The following is a 26,410-nucleotide window of genomic DNA, read 5'->3' as shown; positions in this document are numbered from 1 at the left end:
CCAAGACAGGAGCCACACCATGCTTTCCAGGCCGGAAATCCTGCTGCAGGTCGCAGAAATCAGGACGCTCACCGCAAGGGTCTCGGCCTATCGGCTGGTCTCGCCACATGGCGAGCGCCTGCCGGCCTGGCAGGCCGGCGCGCACCTCAATTTCCGCCTGCCGAGTGGCCGCGCCCGCTGCTATTCGCTGTGCGGCGACCCGGCGAACAAGAACGAATACTGGATCGCCGTTCAGCGCGAGGAGCACGGCGAAGGCGGTTCGATAGAGGTGGCAAAGGCTTTCGAGCGCGGCGTCGTGGTGCGCGCCGACCCGCCGCGCAACGGCTTTCCGCTCGTCGAGAATGGCAGGCACCATATCCTCATCGCCGGCGGCATCGGCATCACGCCTGTTATAGCGATGATCCATTATCTCAAGCGCAGCAAGACGAGCTACTTCGCGCATGTCTGTGCTCGCTCGTTGAAAGAAACAGCGTTCCGCGAGTTCATTCTCGAAGAGGTCAAGGCCGGCCGCGCAGCCCTTCACCTCGACGGCAACGACCCGGCAAAACGCCCAGACATGGCGGCACTCGTCGGCGAGGCGGCGGACGGCGTCCACGCTTATGCCTGCGGCCCGGTTGGCTTTCTCAAGGCATTCGCCAAGGCAACAGAAAACTGGCCGCGCGAGCAGGTGCATGTCGAAAGCTTTGCGCCCGAAGCCATGATCGTCGAAGGCGACACATCGTTCCAGGTGACGATTGCATCGAGCGGCGCGGTCATCGACGTGCCGGCGGGCACGACATTGCTCGCCGCACTCAAGGCAGCCGGCCACGACATAGCGACCAGCTGCCGGCAGGGCATCTGCGGCTCCTGCATGGTTCCCTATCTCGACGGCGAACCAGACCACCGCGACCAGGCTCTCACCGACGACGAGCGCCGCGAATTCCTCACCGTCTGCTGTTCGCGCGCCCGCTCTGCAAGCCTGACCCTCGACCTCTGACAAATCGGCCGGGCGAAAGCCGGCTGAAGGAACCTGAACTCGCCTCGCAACCGCGAGACCACTCGGAAAGTCAAAGCATGTCCAGCAAAGTCCCTTCGCACGCCCGGATCGTCATCGTCGGTGGCGGTGCCCTTGGCACCAGCATTGCCTATCACCTCGCCAAGGCGGGCGAGAAAGACGTGCTGCTGCTTGAAAAGAACGTGCTGACGGCGGGCTCCACCTGGCATGCCGCCGGCCTGATGGGACAGCTGCGCAGCAAGGTGAACCTGACCCGCCTGATGCAGTACAGCGCCGACCTGTGCGCCAGGATCGGCGCCGAGACCGGCCAGGACGTCGGCTGGAAGAATGTCGGCAGCCTGCGCCTCGCCGCCTCCGACGCGCGCTGGGAAGAGCTCAAGCGGGCGCACACGGCTGCCAAGAGCTACGGCTTCGACATGGAACTGGTCGGCCCCGACGAGGTGAAGCGGCTGTTCCCGCTTGTCGACACCAGGGATCTGCGCGGTGCGACCTGGATCGCCTCGGACGGACATGTCGATCCCTATTCGCTGACCCACGCCTACGCCAAAGGCGCGCGTGCGGGCGGCGTGCGCATCGTCGAGGGCGTCACCGTCACAGGCCTTGCCATCAAGGATCGCCGCATCACCGCGGTGAAGACTGCTGATGGCGATGTCGGCTGCGAGATCGTCGTCAACGCCGCAGGCCTCTGGGCGCGCCAGTTCGGCGAACTCGCCGGCATCGACCTGCCGATCACCGTCGTTGAGCACGAATATTTCGTCACCGAGAAGTCACCTGCCGTACCCGACGACCTGCCGACGCTGCGCGACCCCGATGCCAATTTCTACGTCAAGCCGGAACCGGGCGCGATGGCGATCGGCGGCTGGGAAAAGGAAACGCGCGCTGCCTACGGGCTCGGCAAACTGCCGATGAGCTTCGGCCAGGAGCTGTTCCCCGACGATCTCGAACGCATCTCGGAAGTCATCGAAGGTGCTGCCAACCGCATCCCGATCCTCGGCGAACTCGGCGTGCGCGCCGTGGTCAACGGCCCGATTCCGATCTCGGCCGACGGCGAGCCGGTGATGGGCCTTGCCGGCGACTATGAGAACTTCTACGTCGCCTGCGGCTTCACCTCGGGCATCGCGGCGTCGGGCGGTGCCGGCCGTGCCATGGCCAACTGGATCGTCGAAGGCGACCCCGGCATGGACCTGTGGGCCTTCGACCTGCGCCGCTTCGGCAAGCCGCATGGCGGGCTGGCCTATCTCCGAGACAGCGCCATCGAAGCCTATTCGAAATACTACGCCATCGCCTGGCCGGAAGAGGAACGCTCCGCCTGCCGCCCGCTGCGCCGCTCGCCGCTCTACCAGACCCTGACCGCGAAAGGTGCGGTCAACGGCGTCAAGTTCGGCTGGGAACGGCCGAACTATTTCCTGAAAGCCGGCGAGGCCAAGCCGCCGCTCGAAACCTTCGAACGCGCGCCCTACGCCGAAGTCATCGGCCGCGAGCACAGGATCGTGCGTGAGGGGGTGGCGCTGGTCGACCAGTCATCCTTCTCGAAGTTCGAGGTCTCCGGTACCGGCGCATTGTCCTATCTGCAGTGGTTGGCTGCCGCCAATGTTGACAAGGGCGACAACGCCGTCGTCTACACCCAACTGCTCAACAGGCACGGCGGCATCGAGGCCGACCTCACCATCATGCGTCAGGGCGAACACAGGTTCCATGTTGTCACGGGGTCTGCCTTCGGCACCCGTGACGGCGGCTGGATCCGCCGCCACATGCCGCGCGACGGCGCGGTTTCGGTGCATGATGTGACCGGGGCCTACGGCGTCATCAATTTGTGCGGGCCGCTGGCGCGCCAGGTGCTGACCAAGGTCAGCGAGCACGACATCTCCAACGAAGCATTCCCCTACATGAGTTGCCGCGAGATCCGCGTCGGCTGGGCGCCGGTCTTTGCCGCCCGCGTCACCTATGTCGGCGAGCTCGGCTGGGAGCTGCACATCCCCACTGAATATACGGCCTATGTCTACGAGGTGCTGAAAGACGCGGGCGCGGCGTTCGGCATCGCCGACGTCGGCTACAAGGCGATCTCCAGCCTGCGCATGGAAAAGCGCTATCTCTACTGGGGTGCCGACATCACGCCGGACGACACGCCGCTGGAGGCCGGCCTCGGCTTTGCCGTGTCGATGAAGAAGGGCGACTTCCAAGGTCGTGATGCGCTTGTGGCGCAGAAGGAGCGCGGCCTGACCCGCAAGCTCGCCTGCTTCAAGCTCGATGAGCCGCTATCGGTCTATGGCGGCGAGGCGATGTCGGTGAATGGCCGCGTCGTCGGCATGACGACGAGCGGCGACTTCGGCCACACGACAGGCGCATCGCTGGTCTTCGGCTATCTCAAGGGCGACGACATGGCGCTGAAGGAGATCGAGGTCGAAGCCTTCGGACGCCGCAGCCGGGCAACGGTCGTCGAGCGCTGTGTTTACGATCCCGCGGGGGAACGCGTCCGAATCTGATGTGGCGACAAGCTCCGTATGCCACATATTGCAACATCTGCTTGCCAATGTGACTGCTATGCCGCCACATTGGCGTCATGTCCGACTCGCAAAACCACAAGGCGCTCGCGCCGCGGCGCCACGACGAGATCCTGAGGCGGCTCGCCGCCGACGGCTCGGTCGGCATCACCGAGCTTGCCGCCTTTTTCGACGTCTCGCGCGAGACCATCCGCCGCGACATGAAACACCTCGCCGAGCGCGGCCAGCTCGACCTCGTCCATGGCGGCGCGACCTTGTTCGAAGCGACCGAACCGGCGCTCACCTTGCGCAGCCAGGAGAATGCCGGCGGCAAGGCAGCCATCGGTCGGGCCGCAGCCGCACTGGTCGAGGACGGCATGGTCGTGTTCCTCGATTCCGGCACCACCACGCTTGCGGTGGCCCATGCGCTCGCAGGCAAGCAGAACCTGACCATCTGCACCACCAGCCTGACGATCGCGCTGCATATGTGCCGCCAGCAGCATGTGCGCGTGCACATGCTGGGCGGCGAGATCGACCCGTTAGAGGAAGCCGCGGTCGGCATCGACGCGCTCGACGCTGTCGGCCGCTTCCGCATCGACATCGCCTTCCTCGGGGGCGGTGCGCTGTCGCCGGACGGCGAGATCACCGACTTCACCCGCAACGGTGCCGAACAGCGCTCGCGCATGGCGGCCACCGCCGCCCGCGCCTACTTCGTGCTCGACAGCTCCAAGTTCGGCCGGCTGACGCCGCTGCGCATCCAGCGCTTCGAACTCGCTGCCGGTGTCATCGTCGACGCCCCTCCCCCTGCAGCGATGGTCGAGGCGCTGGAGCGGAAGGGACCGAAGGTGATAGTCGGCGAATAGCTGACATGGCGGAACAGCAAGGCTGCCGCTCCGCTGGCCCTGCCTGACGATCAGGTCAGCTTCCGCCGCCGCTCCAGTTCCGCATCGGTCGGGGTCTCGAACTCGAACGAGCCGGTAACAATGTCGCCGTCACGGACGTATTTGTTGACCGTCACGCCGGTGCCGGAAGCCTTCGAAGACACCAGCTTCAGTTTCGAAGGCATGGCGGCATCGCCGAACAGGCGCTTGCCCTTGCCCAGCACCAGCGGGAAAATTGAGATGTTGAGTTGGTCGACGAGGTCGGCCGCGAGCAGGGTCTTGAGGAAATCCGTCGAACCCTGGGTCAACAGGTCCGGCCCGTCCTCTGATTTCAGCTTGCGCACGGCAGCGACCGCGTCGGGACCGAGCGAATGGCTGTTCTGCCAGCCGAGCTTCAGGTCCGGGTTGCGGGTCGCCACATATTTGTTGATGCGATCGAACAGCGGACCGATGGGGTCGTCGGCATCGACATAGGGCCAGTGCGCGGCGAAAATGTCCCAGGTCTTGCGCCCGAGCAGCAGATCGAACGGCTTGGCGAACATCTCGCCCACCCCCTCGGTCATCGTTTCGTCGAAATAGGGCGCGGCCCAGCCACCAAATTTGAAGCCGCCGATCGGATCCTCATCGGGTCCGCCCGGCGCCTGCATGATGCCGTCCAGGCTCATGAACACACCCACAACGATCTTTCTCATGTCGCTCTCCTTCATCGCCCCAGCCGGCTCTACGTCTTGAAGACGTTCGAACGTGACACGTTCCGACAGCACCGCGTAAAAATTGATGGCCACAGCGTCCGCCTTTCCCGGGCATCAAAACGCAATGTGGCTGTTTGTTGCATTTAATGTTGCATTTTGTTGCAACAGCGATATGGTGACGTCATCACCTTTGGGAGGTCTCATCATCATGGCGCAGGAATTCCCGACGCAGGCACGCGTCGTCATCGTCGGCGGCGGCATCATCGGCTGCTCGGTCGCTTATCATCTGACAAAACTCGGCTGGACCGACGTCGTGCTGCTCGAGCAGGGCCAACTCAGCGGCGGCACCACCTGGCATGCGGCGGGCCTCGTCGGGCAGTTGCGCAGCCATGCCAACATGACCAGCCTGATCAAATACTCGACCCAGCTTTACAGCGAGCTCGAGGCCGAGACGGGTCTCGCCACGGGCTGGAAGAACTGCGGCTCTCTGTCGGTGGCGCGCAGTGCTGACCGCATGACGGTATTGAAGCGCACCGCGGCGTCGGCCCGCGCGCAAGGTGTCGACATTGAAGTGATCTCGGCCAAGGAGGCGCAGGACCTGTGGCCGGTCATGGCCATTGACGACCTCGCCGGCGCCGTCTGGCTGCCGGGCGACGGCAAGGCCAACCCGACCGACCTGACCCAGTCGCTGGCCAAGGGCGCGCGCAACCGCGGCGCGCGTGTCATCGAACGTGTCCGCGTCACCGGCATCAAGACCAAGGACGGCCGCGCCACAGGCGTTTCGACCGACAAGGGCAACATCGCGGCCGAGATCGTCGTCAACTGCGCCGGACAGTGGGCGCGCAAGGTCGGCGCGATGTGCGGCGTCACCGTGCCGCTGCACTCGGCCGAGCACATGTACATCGTCACCGGCAAGATCGAGGGCGTGCATCCGGACCTGCCTGTCATGCGCGACCCCGACGGTTACATCTACTTCAAGGAAGAGGTCGGTGGCCTGGTCATGGGCGGTTTCGAACCCGAAGCCAAGCCGTGGGGCATGAAGGGCATTCCCGACGATTTCGAATTCGCGCTTCTGCCCGACGACTGGGACCAGTTCGAGATCCTGATGCAGAACGCGCTGGTGCGTGTGCCGCAGTTGGAGACCTCGGAGGTCAAGAAATTCTACAATGGCCCAGAGAGCTTCACCGCCGACAACAACTTCATCCTCGGCGAAGCACCGGAGCTCAAGAACTTCTTCGTCGGCGCCGGTTTCAACTCGATGGGCATCGCCAGCGCCGGCGGCGCCGGCCGGGCCCTGGCCGAATGGATCGTCAATGGTGCGGCGACCATGGATTTGTGGCCGGTCGACATCAGGCGTTTTGCCGGCTTCAACAACAATCCGCGCTGGCTGCATGACCGCGTCAAGGAAACGCTCGGTCTGCACTACGCCATGCCCTGGCCGAACCGCGAGCTCGACACGGCGCGGCCATTCCGCCGCTCGGCACTCTACGACCGCCTCGCCGCCAAGGGCGCCAGCTTCGGCTCCAAGATGGGCTGGGAGCGCGCCAACTGGTTCGCTGGACCGGGCGAAAAGCCCGAGATCGAATACTCCTTCGGCAAGCAGAACTGGCACGAGGCGGTGAAGCGCGAGATGAAAGCCACCCGCGAGGCCGCCGGCATCTTCGACCAGACCTCGTTCGCCAAGATCATGGTGCAAGGCCGCGACGCGGCCACAGTGCTCAATCGCATCTGCGCTGCCGACATCGACGCCGAGATCGGCCGCTCGATATATACCGGCCTGCTCAACGAGCGTGGCGGCTATGAAAGCGACCTGACCGTCATGCGGCTCGGCCGCGACAAGTTCCTGCTCGTCACCGGTTCGGCCCAGGCAGTGCATGATGCGGACTGGATTGCGAAGAACATCCCCGAGGACGCCCATGTCACGCTGACCGACGTCACCTCGTCTTATTCGGTGCTGGCGCTGATGGGGCCAAGGTCGCGCGATATCCTGGCAAAGCTGACCTCAGCCGATCTGTCCAATGCCGGCTTCCCCTTCGCCACCATCCGCGAGATCGATGTCGGCTACGCGACAGCCTACGCCAACCGCATGACCTATGTCGGCGAGCTTGGCTGGGAGCTGATCGTGCCGACCGAATTCACCGTCGGTGTCTACGAGGCGCTGCACGAGGCGGGCCGCGACCTTGGCCTCGCCGACTGCGGCTACTACGCACTCGAGGCGCTGCGAATCGAAAAGGGCTTCAGGGCCTGGAGCCGGGAACTTACGCCCGACATCACCCCTTACGAAGCCGGCCTGGCCTTCGCCGTGTCGATGGACAAGCCTGGCGGCTTCATCGGCAAGGACGCGCTGGTCGCGGCAAAGATAAAGGGCAAGCTTACCCGCCGCATCGTGCAATTCACGCTCGACGACGCAGCGCCGATGCTGTGGGGCGGCGAGTTGATCCTGCGCGACGGCAAGCCGGTCGGCGAGGTGCGCTCGGCCTCTTACGGCCACACGCTTGGCCGCTCGGTGGCGCTCGGCCTGCTTCACAGCGAAGCCGGGGTCGACAAGGACTTCATCGAAAGCGGTCGCTTCGAGATCGACCTTGCCGGCGAACGCCATACCGCGACGGCTCATCTGAAGGCGCCTTATGATCCGAAGTCCGAACGGGTGAAGGCCGACAGCACGGAACTGCGCGAAGCTGCCTGAACAGCCACCATCAGCCCCCTCCCCTGACTGCCCCTCCCGTTGCCAGAGGGGCTTTTCTTCGGTGTCAGGCTTCCGCGAGCTTGAGCATGGCGATGCCGGCGAGCACGACGACAACGCCGCCCAGCCTCAGCGGACCGAGGGTCTCGCCGAACAGCACGACGCCCATGATGACGGTGCCGGCAGCCCCGATCCCGGTCCACACTGCATAGGCGGTGCCGACCGGCAACACCTCCAGAACCTTGCCGAGCAAGTAGACGAAGGCTGCCAGCAACAGCACCGAGACCACCGACCAGCCGTGCCGCGTGTAGCCGTCGGCATACTTCATCGACACCGCCCAGGCGACGTCGAGCACGCCGGCCACCAGCAGCAGGGTCCAGGCAAGTCCCTGACTCATGATCAGGCCGCGCGCTTCATGCCTTCGGCTACCATCGCCTCGCGCACCATGGGCCGGGCGCCGACGCGATCCATGTAGGCGCGCAGTTGTGGGAAGGCGGAAAGATCGACCTTGGCATAGGCCGACCATCCGACGATGGTGAAGAGATAGGCGTCGGCGGCGGTGAAGGTGTTGCCCATCAGATAGGGGCCACTGCCCTGCAGATGGCTTTCGACATAGGCAAGACGCTCGCCGATCTTGCCGCGCGCCACCTCCTGCGCCTGGGCACCATATTCGGGGTGGAACAGCCAGGGGCTGTACATCTTGTGCAGTTCGGTGGCGATGTAGTTGAGCCAGGACTGTAGCTGGTAGCGATCACGCGTGCCGGCCGCTGGCGCAAGCCTGGATTCCGGCTTGAGGTCGGCAAGGTATTGCACGATCGCAGCGCCCTCGGCCAGGAGCGAACCGTCGTCGAGTTCGAGCACCGGCACATAGCCGTTCGGGTTCACCTTGGTGAAGTCATGGCCGTTGCCGATGACATGCGGCTTCCTGGAGATGTCGACCCGCTCAACGTCGAGCGGGATACCGGCTTCGAGCGCCACAATATGGGGCGAAAGCGAGCAGGTTCCGGTGGCGTAGTAGAGTTTCATGATCTGTCCTGTTGGGTTCTGACCGTGTGGTCGCTGCTTCCAGGGACAAATCTAGGGATTGCGTAATCGCAACGCTCATTGGTTCTTTGCCAATCGCGCTTGCATGACTGCAAGCTTGCGCCATGCTAGAAAGCGCCAATGGAAGATTGGAACGAACTCAGGCTGGTGCTGGGAGTGGCCCGCGCCGGCAGCCTCACCTTGGCAGCGCCGCTGCTTGGTATCGACCACTCGACTGTCTTTCGCCGGCTCAACGCGCTCGAGCAGCGCTTGGCCGTACGCGTGTTCGAGCGTTTGCCCGGCGGCATCTACCAGCTGACCCCGGCGGGTGAACGCATGACGGCGGCGGCCGAGCGCATGGAGGACGAAGCGCTGGCGCTGGCGCGCGACATCGCCGGGGCCGACGGCCGGCTATCCGGACGGCTGCGCGTCACCTCGTCGGAAACGCTTGCCTATAGCAGGTTGACGAAGCATCTGGCCGCGTTCCGCGCCGTCCATCCCGGCATCGTCGTCGAGCTGGCCATCGAAAACCGCATTCTCAGCCTGTCGCGCCGCGAGGCCGACGTGGCGCTGCGGCCCATCAGGCCGAAAGAAGGCGACCTTTGGGGCCGGAAACTCTCAAGCGTCGCCTGGACCCTGTTTGCTTCGCAGGACTATCTCGATGTCCATGGCGGTATTATCGAATGTCCCGACAAACTGGACGGTCGCGCAATGGTCGGCTGGGAAGAGACGGCGGGCGGCATCATGGCTGCCGACTGGCTGGACCGGAACGTCCCGGCTGACAACGTCGTCTACCGCACCAACAGCCTGGTCAACCAGTCGGTGGCGGCACGGGCCGGCATAGGGCTCGCGCTCCTACCCTGCTACCTCGGTGACGGCGAGCCGGGACTCGTTCGCGCGTTGGCCGAGCCGATCGAGGAACTCGCCGGCGAACTCTGGATCGTCACCCATTCCGATCTCAAGGGCACCGCCCGTGTTCGCGCGTTCTTCGACGTCGTTGGCGAGGGACTGGTCCGCGAGCGGGGACTTTTTGAAGGCGGGCGAAGTTTGTGATGCCAGTGGGTGGCAGCCGGGCAGGTTTTTGCCACTTGCAGTCAGAACCAAACAATGGCTCGCTTGGCCGAAGTCGAAAGGTGCGGCAAGAACGGAGGAACAGCAATGCTGTACGCTATCCTGGCCTATCACGCCGAGGGCGTGGTCGAATCCTGGACCGAGGAGGAAGACGCGGCGCTGATGACGGATCTGCTGGAGGTCAACGATCGCCTCGTCCGGGAGAAGCGTCTGGGTCCGGCGGCGCGGTTGGGGGCGACCGAGAGCGCGGTGACCTTGAGGGGGAAAGGGCTGGGTCTGGTCACCGACGGTCCGTTTGCCGAAACCAAGGAGCAGTTGCTCGGCTTCTATGTCGTGGACTACCCGACGATCGACGCGGCGGTCGCTGCCGCGCGCGAGTTGCGCTCCGCCAATCCGACGGCCGTCTATGAGATCAGGCCAATCACGCTCTATCTTCCAGGTACTCCGATTGCAGCGCGAGAGGAGAATTAGCGCGTCGCCTTTTCGCGGAGCGTTTCATACCGGCATCGACTGCCCCAGGTACTCGGCAATAGCTGGTTGTCCGCTTGCCGCCATTGTCTGCATGGCTCGGCGAACGCCCGGCATTTGAAGGTCGCCGGCGCAGATCAACCGCGCTGCGAGGCATGCGCTGAGTGCCAGAAGCTGAAGCAGGGTCGATGCGGTCTTCATAACCATCGCCAGTCAATAACTACCCGCCTGAAGCCTGACGGCTTCAGCACACGGTTCGGTTGCTGAGTATGCGAAGCTTCGGATGACGGTCGCTCTGCCGATCTGATCCGAAGTCATCTATTTCCTAGCATGAAATCTTGTTTCACACCAGAGAAATTTGAGTTGGATGTGATCGTACCAGTGACACGGTCCATCGTCTTGAACCGGCTAGACCTGGGATTGGCTAAGCCTGGTCGCTCATCTCGACCATGCCTGAGCCGACGAGCCGATAGTACGGACCAGAATTGCAATCGATACGGCAAACAGCAGATAGGCCAGCACGGCATCTTCAGCGCCTGCTGGAAGTCCCAACAGCAGCATCGTGTCGTTGCCGCCTGGGAGGGCGAAGCCCAGCGCAAAGGCGAGTGAGAGCAGCAGGATCGAGAGGATGACCGTCTCTGAGATTTCAGCACCTCCCAAGTTCGGATGCGGACCAGCCTAGCATCCCCCTGGTCCGGCGCAACGGCCTCGCTATGCCGCCGCCATCGTCCGGGCGATGTCGAGGAAGACCCGCACCAGCTTGCCGCCGCTGCGCTCCTTGAGGCAGATCAGCGCTTCGTCCATCAGCATCTCCGGTGCGGCGATGGGGATCCGCACCAGCCGCGCATCCTGGCCGAACTCCGCGGCCGACACGAAGCCGATGCCGGCGCCAGAGGCCACGATTTCGCGCACCGCCTCGCGGCCTTCCGCCTCTATCGCCGGCTTGAACTCGTAGCCTTCCTTCGAAGCGAGGTCCTCCAGCTTGGCGCGGGTCTTGGAGCCGCGCTCGCGCATGACAAGTGGCAGCAGGGACAGTTCGTGCAGCGACAGCGACTTGGCCTGAGCGAGCGGATGATCAGTCGAGACGAAGGCCACGATCGGCGTCGAGTTGAGGTTCACCACTTCGAAATCGCGGCCTGTGGGGATTTCGCCAAGCACGCCGATATCGGCCTCGTAGCTGTAGAGGCTGGAAATGACCGTCTCGGTGTTGCCGGCACGGACCGAGACCTGGATGCCGGGATATTTCTGGCGGAACTGACCGAGTATGTGCAGCAGGTGGTGGGCGGCGTCCGCCACGATGCGCAGCGTGCCCGAGCGCAGCGCGCGCGATTCCGACAAAAGCTCCAATGCCTGTTGCTCAGTGTCGAACATGCGGCGGGTGATTTCGAGCAGTTGCTGGCCGGCCACCGTCGGCGTCACCTGCTTCTTGTGACGGTTGAACAGCAGGACGTCGTATTCCTCCTCGAGCTTGCGCACCTGATCGGAAATGGCCGGCTGAGTGAGAAACAGCGTTTCGGCAGCGCGCGAAAAGCCGCCGCAAATCGCGACATAATGGAAAGCTCGAAGCTGAACGTAGCGCATGCCTTCTCCCTGACGTCAGGGTAGATTAGCAATAAACTGAGCCGATAGAAATATCAAAACTAACGATTTGATTTATGGCTGGCCATGCCGAGGATAGGGCAGGCGCCACCCTTGCGCGCCGCGCGTCGGGAGGCACGGCACCATGCATCTTATGTACATCCTGCTGCAGCTGGCGGGCGCCATCATGCTTCTGCTCTGGGCCGTGCGCATGGTGCGCACAGGCGTCGAGCGTGCGCATGGCGTATTGTTGCGCGAGGCGCTGCGCGGCGCGACCAAGGGCCGCGTTCGCGCGGCGGCGGCCGGCACGGTGCTCGCCGTCATGCTGCAGAGCGCCACCGCGGTCGCGGTGCTGGCCGCCGGCTTCGCCGCCACCGGCGTGATGTCTGTCTCGGGCGGGCTCGCCGTGATGCTGGGCGCCGACGTCGGCTCGGCATTGGTGGTGCAGGCGCTGTCTTTCGATCTCTCGTGGCTGGTGCCGCTGCTGCTGTTTGCCGGCGCAACGATGTTTCTCAAGGTCGAGGCCCGCATTGTCAAGCAGACCGGGCGCACCTTGCTCGGCATCGCCTTCATCCTGATCTCGCTGCGCATGGTCGGCGAGGCGACCGCCCCGATGCGCCACAGCGCATTGCTGCCGATGGCCGTCGACTACCTGCGCAGCGATCCCGTCACGGCCTTTGGCGCAGCGGCCCTGTTCACCTGGCTGGTCCACTCAAGCGTCGCGTCCGTGCTCCTGTTCATGTCGATGGCGGCGCAAGGCGTGTTGCCGGCCGAAGTCGCGCTGCCGATGATCCTCGGCGTCAACCTCGGCGCCGGGCTGGTCGCTGTCGGGCTCACGCGCGGCCAGGCGATCGAAGCCAGGCGGATTCCGCTCGGCAACCTGATTTTCCGGGCAACGGCGGCGGTCGTCATCCTGCTTGGCCTGCAGGTAGCGACCTTGCCGATGGCCTGGTTCGGCGAAACGGCGGCCCGGCAGGTGGTCAACATGCACCTCGGCTTCAATGTCACTCTGCTGGTCGCTTGCCTGCCCTTCACCGCGGTGATGGAAAAGCTGGCGCGGCTGATCCTGCCCGACGCACCGGCAGGCGAGGAAGCATTCGACCTGATGTCGCGGCGCAAGAGCGCGCTTGACCGCACCGTCATCAAGATGCCGAGTGTCGCATTGGCCAGTGCCACGCGCGAGGTGCTGCGCATGGCCGAGACGGTGGAGATCATGCTGCGGCCCGTCATGGAGCTGTTCGAGAGCGGCGACAAGGCGCGCGTGGGGCAGCTGCGCCGGCTCGACGAGGAGGTCAACCGTGCCCACACCGACATCAAGCTCTATATCGCCGAGGTCAATCGAGGCACGATGAGCCAGGACGAGGCGCGCCGCGGCATCGAACTCACCGACCTTGCCATCAATCTCGAACATGCCGGCGATATCATCGCCAAGAACCTGCTGGTTCTGGCCGAAGAGAAGAACGACAAGAGGCTGAGCTTCTCCAGGGAAGGCTGGTCGGAACTGACGGCCCTGCACGACCGTGTGCTTGCCAACATGCAGATCGCCATGAACGTGCTGGTATCGGGCGACCTCGAAGCGGCGCGCCAGCTGGTGGTCGAGAAGGAACGCATGCGCAGGCTGGAGCGCGACAGCCACGAGCGCCACCTCAAGCGGCTGCAGTCGGGTACGCCGCAAAGCATCGAGACCAGCGACATCCATCTCGAGGCCGTGCGCGCGCTCAAGGAGTTCAATTCGCTGCTGGTCTCGGTCGCCTACCCGATCCTGACCCAGAGCGGCGACCTGCTGGAAAGCCGGCTTGCCAAGACGGCCTAGTCGGAGTGCCCGTCATGGAGGCATCATCGTTTCGGATTATAGGTGGATACAAAATAACGATTTTACATATGGATTGCCTGCCAGCAATGTGAAGCCGAACAAGACATCCCCAAGACGGCCAGGAGAAAAGAAATGCTGTCCGAACACAAGCTTGCGGCTCAGGCCCCCTTCCCCGCTCCGGCCCTGGGCGAGCCCTATTTGCTCACCCCCGGGCCGCTGACCACCTCCTATGCGGTCAAGCAGGCGATGCTGCGCGACTGGGGCTCCTGGGACGGCGATTTCCGGGCGATGACATCAGAGATGCGCCAGCGTCTGCTCGCCATGCTCGGCGACGGAAACGGCGAGTTCGATTGCGTGCCGATGCAAGGCAGCGGCAGCTTCGCCGTCGAGGCGATGCTCGGCTCGTTCGTGCCGCGTGACGGCAAGGCGCTGGTGCTGGTCAATGGCGCCTACGGCCAGCGCATCGTCCAGACGCTCGGCTATCTCGGCCGCGACCACGTCGCCATCGACAAGGGCGACTACATGCCGCCGCGCGGTGATGAGGTGGCTGCAGCCCTCGACGCCGACCCTGCCATCACCCACGTCATCCTGGTCCATTGCGAGACCAGCTCCGGCATCCTCAACCCGGTCGCCGAGATCTCCGAGACCGTCTACGCCAAGGGCCGCAAGTTCCTGGTCGACTCGATGAGCGCCTTTGGTGCCATCCCGCTCGAAGTCGGCGACGTGCGCTACGAGGCCATGGTGTCTTCCGCCAACAAATGCATCGAGGGCGTACCCGGCTTCGGCTTCATCATCGCCCGCAAGAGTGAGCTCGAGGCCGCCAAGGGCCGCAGCCATTCGCTCAGCCTCGACGTGCATGCCCAGTGGGCGCACATGAACAAGACCGGCCAGTGGCGCTACACCCCACCGACGCATGTGGTGGCGGCTTTCCTTGAAGCCCTGCGTCAGCACGAGGTCGAGGGCGGCGTTGCCGGCCGCGGCGCGCGCTACACCAGAAACCGTGACGTCATGGTTTCTGGCATGCGCGAACTGGGCTTCGAAACGCTGCTCAAGGACCGCTGGCTGTCGCCGATCATCGTCACCTTCTTCAACCCGGCTCATCCGGATTTTTCCTTCGACCGCTTCTACGAGCTGATGAAGGAAAAGGGCTTCATCATCTATCCGGGCAAGCTGACGGTGGTGGACAGCTTCCGCGTCGGCTGCATCGGGCGGATGGACGAGCATGTCATGCGCAAGGTGGTCGAGGCTGCCGGCCAGTCACTGCGCGAAATGGGCGTCGATACCGCTGCTCCCCCAGCAGCTGCCATCGCCGAGCGCGCCAAGCTCGCCGCCTGACAACAAGAAGATCACAAAGGACCTCCCCCCATGAACAAGATGAGCACGATCAACGTCAGCGCCAACGGCCGCAACTATGAATGGCCGCGGGTGCCGGCAATTGCCATCTGCCTCGACGGCTGCGAGCCGGCCTATCTCGACGAAGCGATCAAGGCGGACCTGATGCCGAACTTGGTGAAGATCCGCGCCAAGGGCACCGAGCGCACCGCCCACAGCGTCATCCCGAGCTTCACCAACCCCAACAACCTGTCGATCGCCACCGGCCGGCCGCCGGCCGTGCATGGCATCTGCGGCAACTATCTCTATGAGCGCGAGACCGGCAAGGAAGTGATGATGAACGACCCGCGCTTCCTGCGCGCGCCGACCGTCTTCCAGGCCTTCTACGATGCCGGCGCACGCGTTGCCGTGGTCACCGCCAAGGACAAGCTGCGCGCCCTGCTCGGCAGCGGCCTGAAGTTCGACGAAGGCCGCGCCATCTGCTTTTCGTCGGAAAAGTCCGATGTCTCGACCAAGGCCGAGCACGGCATCGACAATGCCTCGGCCTGGCTCGGCAAGCCGGTGCCGGAAGTCTATTCGGCCGAACTGTCGGAGTTCGTATTTGCCGCCGGCGTCAAGCTGCTGAAGGAATTCAAGCCTGACGTGATGTATCTGACCACGACCGACTACGTGCAGCACAAATATGCGCCCGGCGTGCCGCAGGCCAACGCCTTCTACGAGATGTTCGACAAGTATCTCGGCGAACTCGACGCGCTCGGTGCTGCCATCGTCATCACCGCCGACCATGGCATGAAGCCCAAGCACAAGGCCGACGGCACCCCTGACGTGGTCTATGTCCAGGACCTGCTCGACGAGTGGCTCGGCAAGGACGCAGCGCGCGTCATCCTGCCGATCACCGATCCTTATGTCGTCCATCACGGCGCGCTCGGCTCGTTTGCCACCGCCTATCTGCCCGAAGGTGCCGACCAGGCCGGCATCATGAAGCGCCTCGCCGCCATCGAAGGCATCGACGTGGTCATCGACAATGCCACCGCCTGCGAGCGCTTCGAATTGCCCTCCGACCGCATCGGCGACATCGTTTTGGTGTCGACTGAAAACAAGACCATCGGCACCAGCGAGCATCGCCATGATCTGGCAGCGCTCAACGAGCCGCTGCGCTCGCATGGCGGCCTGACCGAACAGGCGGTGCCGTTCATCGTCAACCGCAAGCTGCCGTCGCTGCCCAACGAGCCGGTTCTGCGCAACTTCGATGCGTTCTATTATGCCGCCATGGCGGCGGCACTGGCCTGAGGGAGGACCTGTGATGGTCAAGGCTGAAACAACGTTCAAGGTGCGTCATGAGCCGATGCGCATCGCCGGACGCAAGGTCGATGCCGATGGCGTCGTCAACGTCCACTACCCCTACACCGATGCGGTGATCGGCACGGTGCCGGCGGGGCGTGCCGAGCACGCCCGCCAGGCCTTCGAGATCGCGGCCAACTACAAGCCGAAGCTGACGCGCTACGAGCGTCAGCAGATCCTGTTCCGCACGGCCGAAGCCCTTGCCGCGCGCAAGGAAGAGATCTCCGACATCATCACGTTGGAGCTCGGCATCTCCAAGGCCGACTCCTTGTACGAGGTTGGCCGCGCCTACGACGTATTCACGCTGTCGGCGCAGATGTGCATCCAGGACGACGGCCAGATCTTCTCCTGCGATCTCACGCCGCACGGCAAGGCGCGGAAAATATTCACCACGCGTGAGCCGCTGAAGGCGATCTCGGCAATCACACCCTTCAACCATCCGCTCAACATGGTGTCGCACAAGGTGGCACCGGCAATCGCCACCAACAACTGCGTCGTGGTCAAGCCGACGGAATTGACGCCGATGACGGCGCTGATCCTCGCCGACATCCTCTACGAGGCAGGCCTGCCGCCGGAGATGCTGTCTGTCGTGACGGGCATGCCCGCCGACATCGGCGCCGAGATGATCACCAACGAGAATATCGAGCTGATCACCTTCACCGGCGGTGTGCCGGTGGGCAAGCTGATTGCCCGCACCGCCGGCTACAAGCGTCAGGTGCTGGAGCTCGGCGGCAACGATCCTCTGATCATCCTCAACGACCTCTCCGACGACGATCTCGCCAAGGCAGCCGATCTGGCGGTCGCTGGCGCCACCAAGAACTCGGGCCAGCGCTGCACCGCGGTCAAGCGCATCCTGTGCCAGGAAAGTGTTGCCGACCGTTTCGTGCCGATGGTGCTGGAGCGGGCCAGGAAGATCAGGTTCGGCGACCCGATGGACCGCAGTACCGATCTCGGCACCGTGGTGCACGAGAAGGCTGCTGCGCTGTTTGAAAAGCGCGTCTACATGGCCGCCGAACAAGGTGCCGAAGTGCTCTACGACCCAGGCCGAAAGGGCGCGCTGTTGCCGCCGATCGTCGTCGACCGCGTGCCGCATACCTCTGAGCTGGTGATGGAAGAGACCTTCGGTCCGATCATCCCGATCGTGCGCGCGCCCGACAATGACGACGAGCTGATCGCGCTGTCCAACTCGACCGCCTTCGGCCTGTCGTCAGGTGTGTGCACCAACGACTTCCGGCGCATGCAGAAATACATCGCCGGCCTGCAGGTCGGCACGGTGAATATCTGGGAAGTCCCGGGATACCGCATCGAGATGTCGCCTTTTGGCGGGATCAAGGACTCCGGCAACGGCTACAAGGAAGGCGTCATCGAAGCCATGAAAAGCTTCACCAACGTCAAGACATTCTCTTTGCCGTGGGCCTGAGCCTTGTCTTGAGCCGGCAAATCAGATGAGTGTCGATGAGGGGGCCTGGCGCCCCCTCATTTGCTTGGAGGGGAAATGCTATTGCCAACTGCCGGGGCGAGCTTGACCGGATCGCAGCCCTCTCCCCTTTTTCGCTTGCCCACCTCGAAAGCCTGACCGATGTCCGGTTTCGCCCTTACCATCGTGCTGGTGGCAGCCTTGCTGCATGCGAGCTGGAACGCGGTCGTCAAGGCGGCGACGGACCGCGCCGTCGTACTGGCAGCGGTGTCCGCCACGCATGCCACGCTCGGGCTCGTGCTGGTGTTCTTCGCCACACCGCCGTCGCAGGCGAGCTGGATCTACATCTTCCTGTCGACGGTCATCCACTACGGCTACTACGTCTTCCTGTTCCAGTCCTATCGCCTGGGCGACTTGAGCCAAGTCTACCCCATTGCCCGAGGCCTGGCGCCGGCGCTTGTCGCCTTCGGCGCTTATGTGATGATCGGCGAAACACTGCCGCCGCTCGGCTGGCTCGGGCTTGGCGCGATCACCTTCGGCATCGCCTTCCTCGCCTTCCAGCGTGGTGCGGCCCATGCCGATCCGCGGGCGGTTGGTGCCGCCGCCATCAACGGTGTGCTGATCGCGTCCTATTCGGTCATCGACGGTATCGGCGTGCGCCTGTCCGACAGCCCGTTCGGCTATATGGGCTGGCTGTTCCTGCTCGAATTTCCGGTGACGCTGTTCGTGCTGTTCCGGCGGCGCGGAACGACCCACACCATCGACCGCAAGACCGTCATGCTAGGCCTCGTCGGCGGCCTGGGTGCGGTCTCCGCTTATGGCCTCGTCATCTACGCCAAGACCATCGCGCCCTTGGGCGCGGTTTCGGCCGTGCGTGAATCGAGCGTCATCATCGCGGCCCTGATCGGCCTGTTCATTTTCGGCGAGCGACCCTGGCAGGCCCGCATCGTTTCGGCCGCCATCGTTGCCGGCGGCGTTGTTGCGCTCGCCTTTTCGGGCTGACAGTTCGGCAAATTTCGCTTCTCGGCACAGAAAACTAGCAGCGATGCACAAGCATGCGGCAACCCTGTCACATGCCTGTCGTAACCCTGTGCATCACATAAGCTCAGCCTACCAGATCATAAAAAGAATAGATTTTACTTATTGAACGCCCGTTCCCACTATCGACCATGGACGAGGCGCAAAACGGGCACAGCTGAAAACGCGACCCGACAAGACCTCTCCCAATCAGAACGTGCCTAAGCGATTCAAATGGGAGCCAATTCAATGAACCAGAAGAAAACCTTCGCGCTTGCCGCCTTCGCGGCGATGCTGATGTCATCGGCGGCCTGGGCGGAGACCGAGCTCACGGTCTACACCGCTATCGAGGCGGAAGACCTCAAGCGTTATGCCGAGACCTTCAATCAGGACCATCCCGACATCAAGTTGAACTTCATCCGCGACTCCACCGGCGTCATCACCGCCAAGCTGCTCGCCGAGAAGGACAACCCGCAGGCCGACGTGGTCTGGGGCCTCGCCGCCACATCGCTTCTGGTTCTCAAGTCCGAGGGCATGCTGGAAGCCTATGCGCCCAAGGGGGCTGACCAGCTGAAGCCCAATTTCGTCGACAGCGACAGCCCGCCAAGCTGGGTCGGCATGGATGCCTGGGCCGCTTCGATCTGCTTCAACACCGTCGAAGGCCAGAAACTTGGCCTGACCGCGCCGAAGAGCTGGAAGGATCTCACCAAGGCCGAATACAAGGGGCATGTCGTGATGCCGAACCCGGCATCGTCAGGCACCGGCTATCTCGACGTATCGAGCTGGCTGCAGTTGTTCGGCGAGAAGGACGGCTGGACCTATATGGACGGCCTGCACCAGAACGTAGCCGCCTACACGCATTCGGGCTCCAAGCCGTGCAAGATGGCAGCCGCAGGCGAGACGGTGGTCGGCATCTCCTTCGAGTTCCGCGCCGCCAAGTCGAAGGCTGAAGGTGCGCCCATCGACATCATCATCCCCGAAGAAGGTATCGGCTGGGACATGGAAGCGTCGGCAATCGTCGCCGGCACGTCCAAGCAAGAAGCCGCCAAGACCCTGCTCGACTGGTCGGTCACCAAGAAGGCCAACGAGATGTACAATGTCGGCTATGCGGTCGTCGCCATGCCCGGCGTCGCCAAGCCGGTGCAGCACCTTCCTGCCGACATCGAAGCCAGGATGATCAAGAACGACTTCGAATGGGCGGCCAACAACCGCAACACCATCCTCGAGGAATGGACCAAGCGCTACGACTCGAAGTCCGAGCCGAAGAGCTGACCTTCAGCCAGCCTCGACATGCGGGCGCCGCCTTGTGCTGCGCCCGCACCCTTGCCCCCAAGCCGGATGGTTACGATGAGACACGAAACCCTCGCCGGGCAGCCGCGAATTCCGACTGAAGTGAGCGCCATGACCGCCGCCAGCCTGAACGTGAAGCCAGCCTATCTCAAGATCGCAAACGTCTGGAAAGCCTTCGGCGATTTCCATGCGTTGAAGGACATATCGCTCGACATCAGCGAGGGTGAGTTCGTCTGCTTCCTCGGCCCTTCGGGCTGCGGCAAGACCACACTCCTGCGGGCGATTGCCGGTCTCGACCTGCAGACCCGCGGCTCGATCCAGCAGGGCGGACGCGACGTCTCGACGCTGCCGCCGTCACAGCGCGACTACGGCATCGTCTTCCAGTCCTACGCGTTGTTCCCCAACCTGACGATCGCCAGGAACATCGCCTTCGGCCTCGAAAACACCAAGCGCCCGCGCGCCGAGATCGAAGCCCGCGTCACCGAACTGCTCAAGCTCGTCGGCCTGCCCGAGCAGGGCAACAAGTACCCGGCCCAGCTTTCCGGCGGCCAGCAGCAACGCATTGCTCTTGCCCGCGCCATTGCCATTTCACCCGGCCTGCTGCTGCTCGACGAGCCGCTGTCGGCACTCGACGCCAAGGTGCGCACCCATCTGCGCCACGAGATCAAGGAGCTTCAGCGCAAGCTCGGCGTCACCACCATCATGGTCACCCATGACCAGGAAGAGGCGCTGTCGATGGCCGACCGCATCGTGGTGATGAACCACGGCGTCATCGAGCAGATCGGCACGCCGACCGAAATCTATCGTCATCCGGCGACGCTGTTCGTGGCCGACTTCATCGGTGAGGCCAACAAGTTCGAGGCCAGGGCATCGAACAACGCCGTCGGCATCGGCGCGGCGAGTTTCCATTGCGAGCCGCATGACTATGATGACGGTACGCCCGTCATCGCTGCGATCCGCCCGGAGGACATCATCCCCCATGCCAGCGGCTCGCTCGCCAACGGGGCCGCCGCCAACACCATCGACGTCACCATCAGCGAGATGGAGTTCCTGGGCTCGTTCTGGCGGACCCGGCTGCACGGCCACGCACTCGGCAACGAGACGCTGATCGCCGACTTCTCCATCAATGCTGCGCGCCGCCTGTCGCTGGTGCCGGGCGGAGAGCTGACCGTCGAACTGCCGGCCGAACGGCTACTGATCTACCCCAGGGGCGCCTGAGATGGCGATGGCAATCGACACCGCCCTGCCGGTCGGCCGCCCCCTCCGCCTGCGGCTCGACCGCGACGAACTGATCAAGCGCGGCCTGATGTTGGTGATCGCGCTCTACCTGCTGGTTGCGCTGGCCGCACCCTTGGCGATCATGCTGTCCAAGTCGTTTTCGACCTACAGCTTCGACCTCGCCAAATTCGAGTTCCAGCTCAGCGACAAGGACGGAAACTGGGGTGAACCCGTCACCGCCGCAGCGCTGAACGAGAAACTCAATGCGGTGCCGCCAACAAAACTCGCCACCAACTCGGACGGGCGACTGCAGGCGACAAGCTTCTTCCCCGACTTCAGCTTCCGCAGCCCAGTCAAATACAAGATCCGCGGCACGACATCGGACGCCACCTATCTCGTCGGCCTCAACCCGCAGTCCGGTACCGAGTGGCAGGAGTTCACCTCCAATGACTTCCGCCGCGTGATGCTGCGGCCGTCGCGGGCGCTCGGCCTCGAAAACTACACCGCCTATTTCTCGACGCCGACGCTGTTCCGCTCGATCGAGAACTCAGTCTTCATCGCGCTCGTCAGCACGATCATTACCGTCGGGCTCGCTTTCGGTTTCGCCTATGCGCTGAACCGCAGTTGCATGCGTTTCAAGGATGCGTTCAAGCTCGTCGCCATGGTGCCGATCCTGGTGCCGTCGCTACTGCCCGGCATCGCCCTGATTTACCTGTTCGGCAACCAGGGCCTGCTCAAGGACCTGCTGATGGGGACCTCGATCTACGGTCCGCTCGGCATCGTCGTCGGCTCGATCTTCTTTGCCTTCCCCCACGCGATGATCATCATTTCGACCGCACTCGCCATCTCCGACCAGCGCCACTACGAGGCCGCCGAGTCGCTCAGGGCGAGCCGCTGGCGGACCTTCTGGACCGTCACCATTCCCGGCGCGCGCTACGGCCTGATCTCGGCGGCCTTCGTCGTCTTCACGCTCGTCATCACCGATTTCGGCCTGCCCAAGGTGATCGGCGGCCAGTACAACGTGCTTGCCGTCGACATCTACAAGCAGGTCATCGGCCAGCAGAATTTCGAAATGGGCGCGGTCGTCTCGGTGATCCTGCTCGTGCCGGCCATCGCCGCATTCATCGTCGACCGCATGGTGACGAAGAAGCAGGTGGCGCTGCTGTCGGCACGCTCGGTGCCTTACCAGCCCAAACCGAACCGTGGCTTCGACACGCTGTGCCTTGCCTGGTGCTCGCTGATCGCCGTCTTCATCCTCGGCATCATGGCAACCAGCCAGTTCGCAGCACTGGTCAAGCTCTGGCCCTACGACCTCAGCCTCAGCCTCAAGCACTTCGCCTTCGACCGCATGGACGGCGGTGGCTGGGGCTCCTACTACAACTCGATCCGGCTGGCAGCGCTGACGGCTGTCATCGGCACGGTCATCATCTTCGTCGGCGCTTACATGGTTGAAAAGACCGACGGCTTCCGCAGCGGCCGCACGGCATTCCAGTTCCTCGCCATGCTACCCATGGCAGTGCCGGGCATGGTTCTGGGCCTTGCCTACATCTTCTTCTTCAACGACCCGTCAAACCCGCTGAACGCCATCTACGGCACCATGACCATCCTTGTGGTCTGCACCATCACCCACTTCTATACGGTGGGGCATCTGACCGCGCTCACGGCGCTGAAGCAGATCGACCAGGAGTTCGAGCCGGTGGCAGCCTCGCTCAAGCAGCCATTCTACAAGCTGTTTGCCCGCGTCACCGTGCCGGTCTGCCTGCCGGCCATCCTTGACATCTCGATCTACATTTTCGTCAACGCCATGACGACGGTATCGGCGGTGGTGTTCCTCTATTCCAAGGACACGACGCTGGCCTCGGTCGCGGTGCTCAACATGGACGATGCCGGCGACGTGGCACCGGCCGCAGCGATGGCAATGATGATCTTCTACACCAACGCCATAGCGCGTCTGATCCACCTTCTCCTGTCACGCGTGCTGATCAAACGCACCCAGGCCTGGCGGATGCGCTGAGGTTCAGCCTTTGGCGCGATCCGGATGCGCTTTGGCGAAGGCCTCGAGGCCTTCGCAGCGGCTGGATATCTCCAGCAGCCGCGGCAGGCCTGATATGTCGACGTTCCAGCGCCGCGCGTTATAGACCTGCGGCACCAGGCAGATGTCGGCCATGCTTGGGCTGTCGCCATGGCAGAACGCGCCGGTGGCCGGATTGTCGAGCAGCCGTTCGAAAGCGGCCATGCCGTCGCCGATGAACTTCTGCATCCAGGCATCGCGCGCCGCCTCGCCGTCAGGGATCAGCCGCATCAGCTCCGCGATCACGCCGGTGTTGCAGACGGCATGGATCTCCATGGCGATGGCATAAGACAGCTGGCGTACCCGCTGGCGACCTAGCGGATCGGACGGCAGAAACCCCGCGTGACGGGTTTCATCGAGATACTCGATGATCGCCAGCGACTGGGTGAAGGCGTGGCCATCGATGTCGAGCACCGGCACCAGCCCTTGCGGATTGCGCGCCAGATGCTCCGGCGCCTTCTGCGCTTTGGCGAGCAAGTCGACCGATACCGGCCGATAGGCCTCGCCGAGCATGTTGAGCGCGATGCGAACCCGGTAGCTCGCAGACGAGCGCCAGTAGTCGAACAGGACGGTCTCGCTCATCGGGCTCAGGCCTTTTCGTACTTCGTCACGGTCTGTTCGATAGCGCCGAAGATCGAGTGGCCTGTCTTGTCATGCATCTCGATGCGGATCTGGTCGCCGAACTTCAGGAACGGGGTCTTGGCGGCGCCCTGCTCTATGGTCTCGATAGTGCGGATCTCGGCGATGCAGGAATAGCCTGCGCCACCGTCTCCGATCGGCTTGCCCGGTCCGCCGTCGAGCTTGTTTGACACCGTGCCCGAACCGATGATGGTGCCCGCCACCAGAGGCCTGGTCTTGGCAGCATGCGCCACCAACTGGCCGAAGTCGAAGGTCATGTCTGTGCCGGCATCGGCGCGGCCGAACGGCTGGCCGTTGATGCTGGCGAGCAGCGGCAGATGCAGTTTGCCGCCGTCCCATGCAACGCCGAGTTCATCGGGCGAAACCGCCACCGGCGAAAACGCGGTCGACGGTTTGGACTGGAAGAAGCCGAAGCCCTTGGCAAGTTCGGCCGGGATCAGGCCGCGCAGGGACACGTCGTTGACCAGCATGACAAGCCGGATGGTATCGCGCGCCTCTTCAGCCGAAGCGCCCATCGGCACGTCGTCGACGATGACCGCCACCTCGCCCTCGAGGTCGATGCCCCAGGCTTCGTCGGCCATGACGATCGGATCACGCGGCCCAAGGAAGGTGTCCGAGCCGCCCTGATACATCAAGGGATCGGTCCAGAAGCTGTCGGGCATCTCGGCGCCCCGCGCCTTCCTGACCAGCTCGACGTGGTTCACATAGGCCGAACCGTCGGCCCACTGATAGGCGCGCGGCAAAGGCGACGTCGCATCGTGCTCGTGAAAGCGCATGGTCGGCTGTGAACCCGTTTCGATGCCCTCGGCAACAGTGGCGAGGCGCGGGCCGACATGGGCCCAGTCGTCAAGCGCGGCCTGCAGCGTGCGGGCGATGTGACCGACCTCCGAACAACGGGTCAAATCCCTGGAGACCACGACCAGGCGGCCGTCGCGGGTGGAGTCCTTCAGCGTGGCAAGTTTCATGACGTCCTCACTTGATGCTTCACTTGATACCGGGCGTACCGTCAAACTTGCGCTCGAGCCCGTCCCAGCAATCGATGTAGTTGTCCTGCAGCGTTTCCAGCTCGGCAGCGAATTGCGTCAGCTGCTGGGGGTACCGCGTCTCGAACATGAAGGCCATCGTGTGGTCGAGCTTGACCGGCTTGAGCTCGCCGTTCGACGCCTTCTCGAAGCCCATGGCGTCGGGCCCGTGCGGCAGCATCATGTTGTGCAGGCTCATGCCGCCCGGCACGAACCCCTCTTCCTTGGCGTCATACTGGCCGTAGATCAGGCCCATGAACTCGCTCATGATGTTGCGGTGGTACCAGGGCGGACGGAAGCTGTGCTCGGCCACCAGCCAGCGCGGCGGGAAGATGACGAAGTCGACATTGGCCGTGCCCGCTTCTTCGGTCGGCGCGGTCAGCACCGTGAAGATCGACGGGTCGGGATGGTCGAACAGGATCGCGCCGACCGGCGAGAAGGTCCTGAGGTCGTATTTGAACGGGGCGTAGTTGCCATGCCAGGCGACGACGTCGAGCGGCGAATGGCCGATCTCGGTGACGTGGAACTTGCCGCACCACTTGACCAGCACGCGGCATGGCGTTTCCTTGTCTTCATAGGCTGCCATTGGCGTCTTGAAGTCGCGCGGATTGGCAAGGCAATTGGCGCCGATCGGGCCACGATCTGGCAGCGTGAACTTGGCGCCGTAGTTTTCGCAGATGTAGCCGCGCCGCAGCTCGCCGTCGCCGATGCGCGACACCTTGAACATCATGCCGCGCGGGATCAGGCAGATCTCCGAGGGCTCGACGTCGATGATGCCCATTTCGGTGAAGATGCGGATCGATCCGACTTCCGGCACGATCAGAAGCTCGCCATCGGCGTTGAAGAAATAGTCGTCGACCATGTCGTCGTTGAAGGCATAGACATGCGCCGCCATGCCGACCTGGGTCATCGCATCCCCCGCCGTCGTCATGGTGCGGATGCCCTGGATGAAGGTGAGCTTCTCCTTGGGCTGCGGCAGCGGCCCCCAGCGCAACTGGCCGAGCGCCAGCGAATGATCGTTAAGGCAAGGCGCGGTCTTCCAATGCGGATAGCTCGCTGCCGAAAAGCGCTTGGTGTGCCGGACACTTGGTCGGATACGGTAGAGCCAGGACCGTTCGTTGGTGCCGCGGGGCGCGGTGAACGGCGAGCCTGACAACTGCTCGGCATAGAGCCCGTAATTGCACTTTTGTGGGCTGTTCTGGCCCTGCGGCAGCGCACCTGGCAACGCCTCGGTCTCGAAGTCATTGCCGAAGCCCGGCATGTAGCCGGCAGCCATGGCGGTCGTCGTCTGTGTGATGGCCTTGTCCAGCATGTCTTGCACCTCCCTGGCGGACGTGAGAACGTCGAGATGGTTGCAAGTGTAACCATTGATTTTGTAAC

23 protein-coding genes are annotated in these 26,410 nt (G+C 63.6%); 14 read left to right on the top strand and 9 right to left on the bottom strand.

Annotated features, from left to right (window positions below):
• Positions 1-19: 19 nt before the first annotated feature.
• The 3 genes from IHE39_RS14030 (at position 20) to IHE39_RS14020 (ending at position 4,337) form a co-directional block, all read left to right on the top strand.
• Positions 20-976 (top strand): PDR/VanB family oxidoreductase, encoded by a 957-nt coding sequence (locus IHE39_RS14030; protein ID WP_192566875.1) that lies wholly within the window; start codon positions 20-22, stop codon positions 974-976.
• 77 nt (positions 977-1,053) lie between these two features.
• On the top strand, positions 1,054-3,477 hold the full coding sequence (locus IHE39_RS14025) for a GcvT family protein (protein ID WP_192566874.1): 2,424 nt from the start codon (positions 1,054-1,056) through the stop codon (positions 3,475-3,477).
• 77 nt (positions 3,478-3,554) lie between these two features.
• Positions 3,555-4,337, top strand: coding sequence for a DeoR/GlpR family DNA-binding transcription regulator (locus IHE39_RS14020; protein ID WP_192566873.1), 783 nt, complete (start codon positions 3,555-3,557; stop codon positions 4,335-4,337).
• A gap of 50 nt (positions 4,338-4,387) precedes the next feature.
• Here the strand turns inward: IHE39_RS14020 and IHE39_RS14015 are convergent, their stop codons facing one another.
• Positions 4,388-5,047: a dihydrofolate reductase family protein gene (locus IHE39_RS14015; protein ID WP_192566872.1), complete on the bottom strand. Its 660-nt coding sequence runs from the start codon at positions 5,045-5,047 to the stop codon at positions 4,388-4,390.
• Positions 5,048-5,255: 208 nt separating this feature from the next.
• Between IHE39_RS14015 and IHE39_RS14010 the strand changes: the two genes are divergently transcribed.
• Positions 5,256-7,733 (top strand): GcvT family protein, encoded by a 2,478-nt coding sequence (locus IHE39_RS14010; RefSeq protein ID WP_192566871.1) that lies wholly within the window; start codon positions 5,256-5,258, stop codon positions 7,731-7,733.
• A 64-nt stretch (positions 7,734-7,797) separates the two neighbouring features.
• Here the strand turns inward: IHE39_RS14010 and IHE39_RS14005 are convergent, their stop codons facing one another.
• Positions 7,798-8,127 (bottom strand): DMT family transporter, encoded by a 330-nt coding sequence (locus tag IHE39_RS14005; RefSeq protein WP_184770929.1) that lies wholly within the window; start codon positions 8,125-8,127, stop codon positions 7,798-7,800.
• A gap of 2 nt (positions 8,128-8,129) precedes the next feature.
• Positions 8,130-8,756, bottom strand: coding sequence for a glutathione transferase GstA (gene gstA / locus IHE39_RS14000; RefSeq protein ID WP_192566870.1), 627 nt, complete (start codon positions 8,754-8,756; stop codon positions 8,130-8,132).
• 138 nt (positions 8,757-8,894) lie between these two features.
• Between gstA and IHE39_RS13995 the strand changes: the two genes are divergently transcribed.
• Positions 8,895-9,806 (top strand): LysR family transcriptional regulator, encoded by a 912-nt coding sequence (locus tag IHE39_RS13995; RefSeq protein ID WP_192566869.1) that lies wholly within the window; start codon positions 8,895-8,897, stop codon positions 9,804-9,806.
• A gap of 105 nt (positions 9,807-9,911) precedes the next feature.
• On the top strand, positions 9,912-10,295 hold the full coding sequence (locus IHE39_RS13990) for a YciI family protein (RefSeq protein ID WP_184770923.1): 384 nt from the start codon (positions 9,912-9,914) through the stop codon (positions 10,293-10,295).
• 24 nt (positions 10,296-10,319) lie between these two features.
• Here the strand turns inward: IHE39_RS13990 and IHE39_RS13985 are convergent, their stop codons facing one another.
• The 3 genes from IHE39_RS13985 to IHE39_RS13975 form a co-directional block, all read right to left on the bottom strand.
• Positions 10,320-10,493 carry a hypothetical protein gene (locus IHE39_RS13985; RefSeq protein ID WP_184770921.1) on the bottom strand — a complete coding sequence of 58 codons (174 nt, stop codon included), beginning with the start codon at positions 10,491-10,493 and terminating at the stop codon, positions 10,320-10,322.
• 237 nt (positions 10,494-10,730) lie between these two features.
• A complete protein-coding gene (locus IHE39_RS13980) occupies positions 10,731-10,952 on the bottom strand; it encodes a hypothetical protein (RefSeq protein ID WP_192566868.1) in 222 nt (73 codons plus the stop codon).
• Between the two features lie 51 nt (positions 10,953-11,003).
• Entirely contained in the window at positions 11,004-11,873 is an 870-nt protein-coding gene (locus tag IHE39_RS13975) for a LysR substrate-binding domain-containing protein (protein WP_192566867.1), read from the bottom strand.
• Between the two features lie 142 nt (positions 11,874-12,015).
• On the opposite strand from IHE39_RS13975, the gene IHE39_RS13970 reads away from it, so the two are divergent.
• From IHE39_RS13970 to IHE39_RS13935, 8 genes are all read left to right on the top strand, one after another.
• Positions 12,016-13,683 (top strand): Na/Pi cotransporter family protein, encoded by a 1,668-nt coding sequence (locus tag IHE39_RS13970; protein WP_192566866.1) that lies wholly within the window; start codon positions 12,016-12,018, stop codon positions 13,681-13,683.
• A 132-nt stretch (positions 13,684-13,815) separates the two neighbouring features.
• A complete protein-coding gene (locus tag IHE39_RS13965) occupies positions 13,816-15,018 on the top strand; it encodes a 2-aminoethylphosphonate--pyruvate transaminase (protein ID WP_184770917.1) in 1,203 nt (400 codons plus the stop codon).
• 30 nt (positions 15,019-15,048) lie between these two features.
• On the top strand, positions 15,049-16,305 hold the full coding sequence (gene phnA, locus IHE39_RS13960; RefSeq protein ID WP_192566865.1) for a phosphonoacetate hydrolase: 1,257 nt from the start codon (positions 15,049-15,051) through the stop codon (positions 16,303-16,305).
• Positions 16,306-16,318: 13 nt separating this feature from the next.
• Positions 16,319-17,776, top strand: a complete 1,458-nt coding sequence (gene phnY / locus IHE39_RS13955; protein ID WP_192566864.1) for a phosphonoacetaldehyde dehydrogenase — start codon at positions 16,319-16,321, stop codon at positions 17,774-17,776.
• A 159-nt stretch (positions 17,777-17,935) separates the two neighbouring features.
• On the top strand, positions 17,936-18,775 hold the full coding sequence (locus IHE39_RS13950; protein ID WP_184774582.1) for an EamA family transporter: 840 nt from the start codon (positions 17,936-17,938) through the stop codon (positions 18,773-18,775).
• Positions 18,776-19,039: 264 nt separating this feature from the next.
• Positions 19,040-20,062 carry a putative 2-aminoethylphosphonate ABC transporter substrate-binding protein gene (locus IHE39_RS13945; protein WP_184774584.1) on the top strand — a complete coding sequence of 341 codons (1,023 nt, stop codon included), beginning with the start codon at positions 19,040-19,042 and terminating at the stop codon, positions 20,060-20,062.
• Positions 20,063-20,137: 75 nt separating this feature from the next.
• Positions 20,138-21,298, top strand: coding sequence for a putative 2-aminoethylphosphonate ABC transporter ATP-binding protein (locus tag IHE39_RS13940; RefSeq protein WP_184774586.1), 1,161 nt, complete (start codon positions 20,138-20,140; stop codon positions 21,296-21,298).
• Position 21,299: 1 nt separating this feature from the next.
• Positions 21,300-23,312 carry a putative 2-aminoethylphosphonate ABC transporter permease subunit gene (locus tag IHE39_RS13935; RefSeq protein ID WP_192566863.1) on the top strand — a complete coding sequence of 671 codons (2,013 nt, stop codon included), beginning with the start codon at positions 21,300-21,302 and terminating at the stop codon, positions 23,310-23,312.
• A gap of 3 nt (positions 23,313-23,315) precedes the next feature.
• Here the strand turns inward: IHE39_RS13935 and maiA are convergent, their stop codons facing one another.
• The 3 genes from maiA to hmgA are packed head-to-tail and all read right to left on the bottom strand — an operon-like array spanning position 23,316 to position 26,342.
• Positions 23,316-23,951, bottom strand: a complete 636-nt coding sequence (maiA, locus tag IHE39_RS13930) for a maleylacetoacetate isomerase (protein WP_192566862.1) — start codon at positions 23,949-23,951, stop codon at positions 23,316-23,318.
• 5 nt (positions 23,952-23,956) lie between these two features.
• Positions 23,957-24,973, bottom strand: a complete 1,017-nt coding sequence (locus tag IHE39_RS13925; RefSeq protein WP_192566861.1) for a fumarylacetoacetate hydrolase family protein — start codon at positions 24,971-24,973, stop codon at positions 23,957-23,959.
• Positions 24,974-24,992: 19 nt separating this feature from the next.
• Complete coding sequence (gene hmgA / locus IHE39_RS13920; protein WP_184774594.1) at positions 24,993-26,342, bottom strand: homogentisate 1,2-dioxygenase; 1,350 nt, start codon at positions 26,340-26,342, stop codon at positions 24,993-24,995.
• Between the last annotated feature and the right edge of the window lie 68 nt (positions 26,343-26,410).

The organism is Aminobacter carboxidus, from assembly GCF_014863355.1.
Classification (GTDB): Bacteria; Pseudomonadota; Alphaproteobacteria; order Rhizobiales; family Rhizobiaceae; genus Aminobacter; species Aminobacter carboxidus.
The sequence above is the reverse complement of the archived record's forward strand: the minus strand, read 5'-3'. Positions and strand labels throughout refer to the sequence as shown.

Bases quoted from the DNA above. Each gene is read 5' to 3' on its own strand.
- IHE39_RS14030 (WP_192566875.1), top strand. From the start codon at position 20: ATGCTTTCCAGGCCGGAAATCCTGCTGCAGGTCGCAGAAATCAGGACG.
- IHE39_RS14025 (WP_192566874.1), top strand. From the start codon at position 1,054: ATGTCCAGCAAAGTCCCTTCGCACGCCCGGATCGTCATCGTCGGTGGC.
- IHE39_RS14020 (WP_192566873.1), top strand. From the start codon at position 3,555: ATGTCCGACTCGCAAAACCACAAGGCGCTCGCGCCGCGGCGCCACGAC.
- IHE39_RS14015 (WP_192566872.1), bottom strand. From the start codon at position 5,047: ATGAGAAAGATCGTTGTGGGTGTGTTCATGAGCCTGGACGGCATCATG.
- IHE39_RS14010 (WP_192566871.1), top strand. From the start codon at position 5,256: ATGGCGCAGGAATTCCCGACGCAGGCACGCGTCGTCATCGTCGGCGGC.
- IHE39_RS14005 (WP_184770929.1), bottom strand. From the start codon at position 8,127: ATGAGTCAGGGACTTGCCTGGACCCTGCTGCTGGTGGCCGGCGTGCTC.
- gstA (WP_192566870.1), bottom strand. From the start codon at position 8,756: ATGAAACTCTACTACGCCACCGGAACCTGCTCGCTTTCGCCCCATATT.
- IHE39_RS13995 (WP_192566869.1), top strand. From the start codon at position 8,895: ATGGAAGATTGGAACGAACTCAGGCTGGTGCTGGGAGTGGCCCGCGCC.
- IHE39_RS13990 (WP_184770923.1), top strand. From the start codon at position 9,912: ATGCTGTACGCTATCCTGGCCTATCACGCCGAGGGCGTGGTCGAATCC.
- IHE39_RS13985 (WP_184770921.1), bottom strand. From the start codon at position 10,493: ATGAAGACCGCATCGACCCTGCTTCAGCTTCTGGCACTCAGCGCATGC.
- IHE39_RS13975 (WP_192566867.1), bottom strand. From the start codon at position 11,873: ATGCGCTACGTTCAGCTTCGAGCTTTCCATTATGTCGCGATTTGCGGC.
- IHE39_RS13970 (WP_192566866.1), top strand. From the start codon at position 12,016: ATGCATCTTATGTACATCCTGCTGCAGCTGGCGGGCGCCATCATGCTT.
- IHE39_RS13965 (WP_184770917.1), top strand. From the start codon at position 13,816: ATGCTGTCCGAACACAAGCTTGCGGCTCAGGCCCCCTTCCCCGCTCCG.
- phnA (WP_192566865.1), top strand. From the start codon at position 15,049: ATGAACAAGATGAGCACGATCAACGTCAGCGCCAACGGCCGCAACTAT.
- phnY (WP_192566864.1), top strand. From the start codon at position 16,319: ATGGTCAAGGCTGAAACAACGTTCAAGGTGCGTCATGAGCCGATGCGC.
- IHE39_RS13950 (WP_184774582.1), top strand. From the start codon at position 17,936: ATGTCCGGTTTCGCCCTTACCATCGTGCTGGTGGCAGCCTTGCTGCAT.
- IHE39_RS13945 (WP_184774584.1), top strand. From the start codon at position 19,040: ATGAACCAGAAGAAAACCTTCGCGCTTGCCGCCTTCGCGGCGATGCTG.
- IHE39_RS13940 (WP_184774586.1), top strand. From the start codon at position 20,138: ATGAGACACGAAACCCTCGCCGGGCAGCCGCGAATTCCGACTGAAGTG.
- IHE39_RS13935 (WP_192566863.1), top strand. From the start codon at position 21,300: ATGGCGATGGCAATCGACACCGCCCTGCCGGTCGGCCGCCCCCTCCGC.
- maiA (WP_192566862.1), bottom strand. From the start codon at position 23,951: ATGAGCGAGACCGTCCTGTTCGACTACTGGCGCTCGTCTGCGAGCTAC.
- IHE39_RS13925 (WP_192566861.1), bottom strand. From the start codon at position 24,973: ATGAAACTTGCCACGCTGAAGGACTCCACCCGCGACGGCCGCCTGGTC.
- hmgA (WP_184774594.1), bottom strand. From the start codon at position 26,342: ATGCTGGACAAGGCCATCACACAGACGACGACCGCCATGGCTGCCGGC.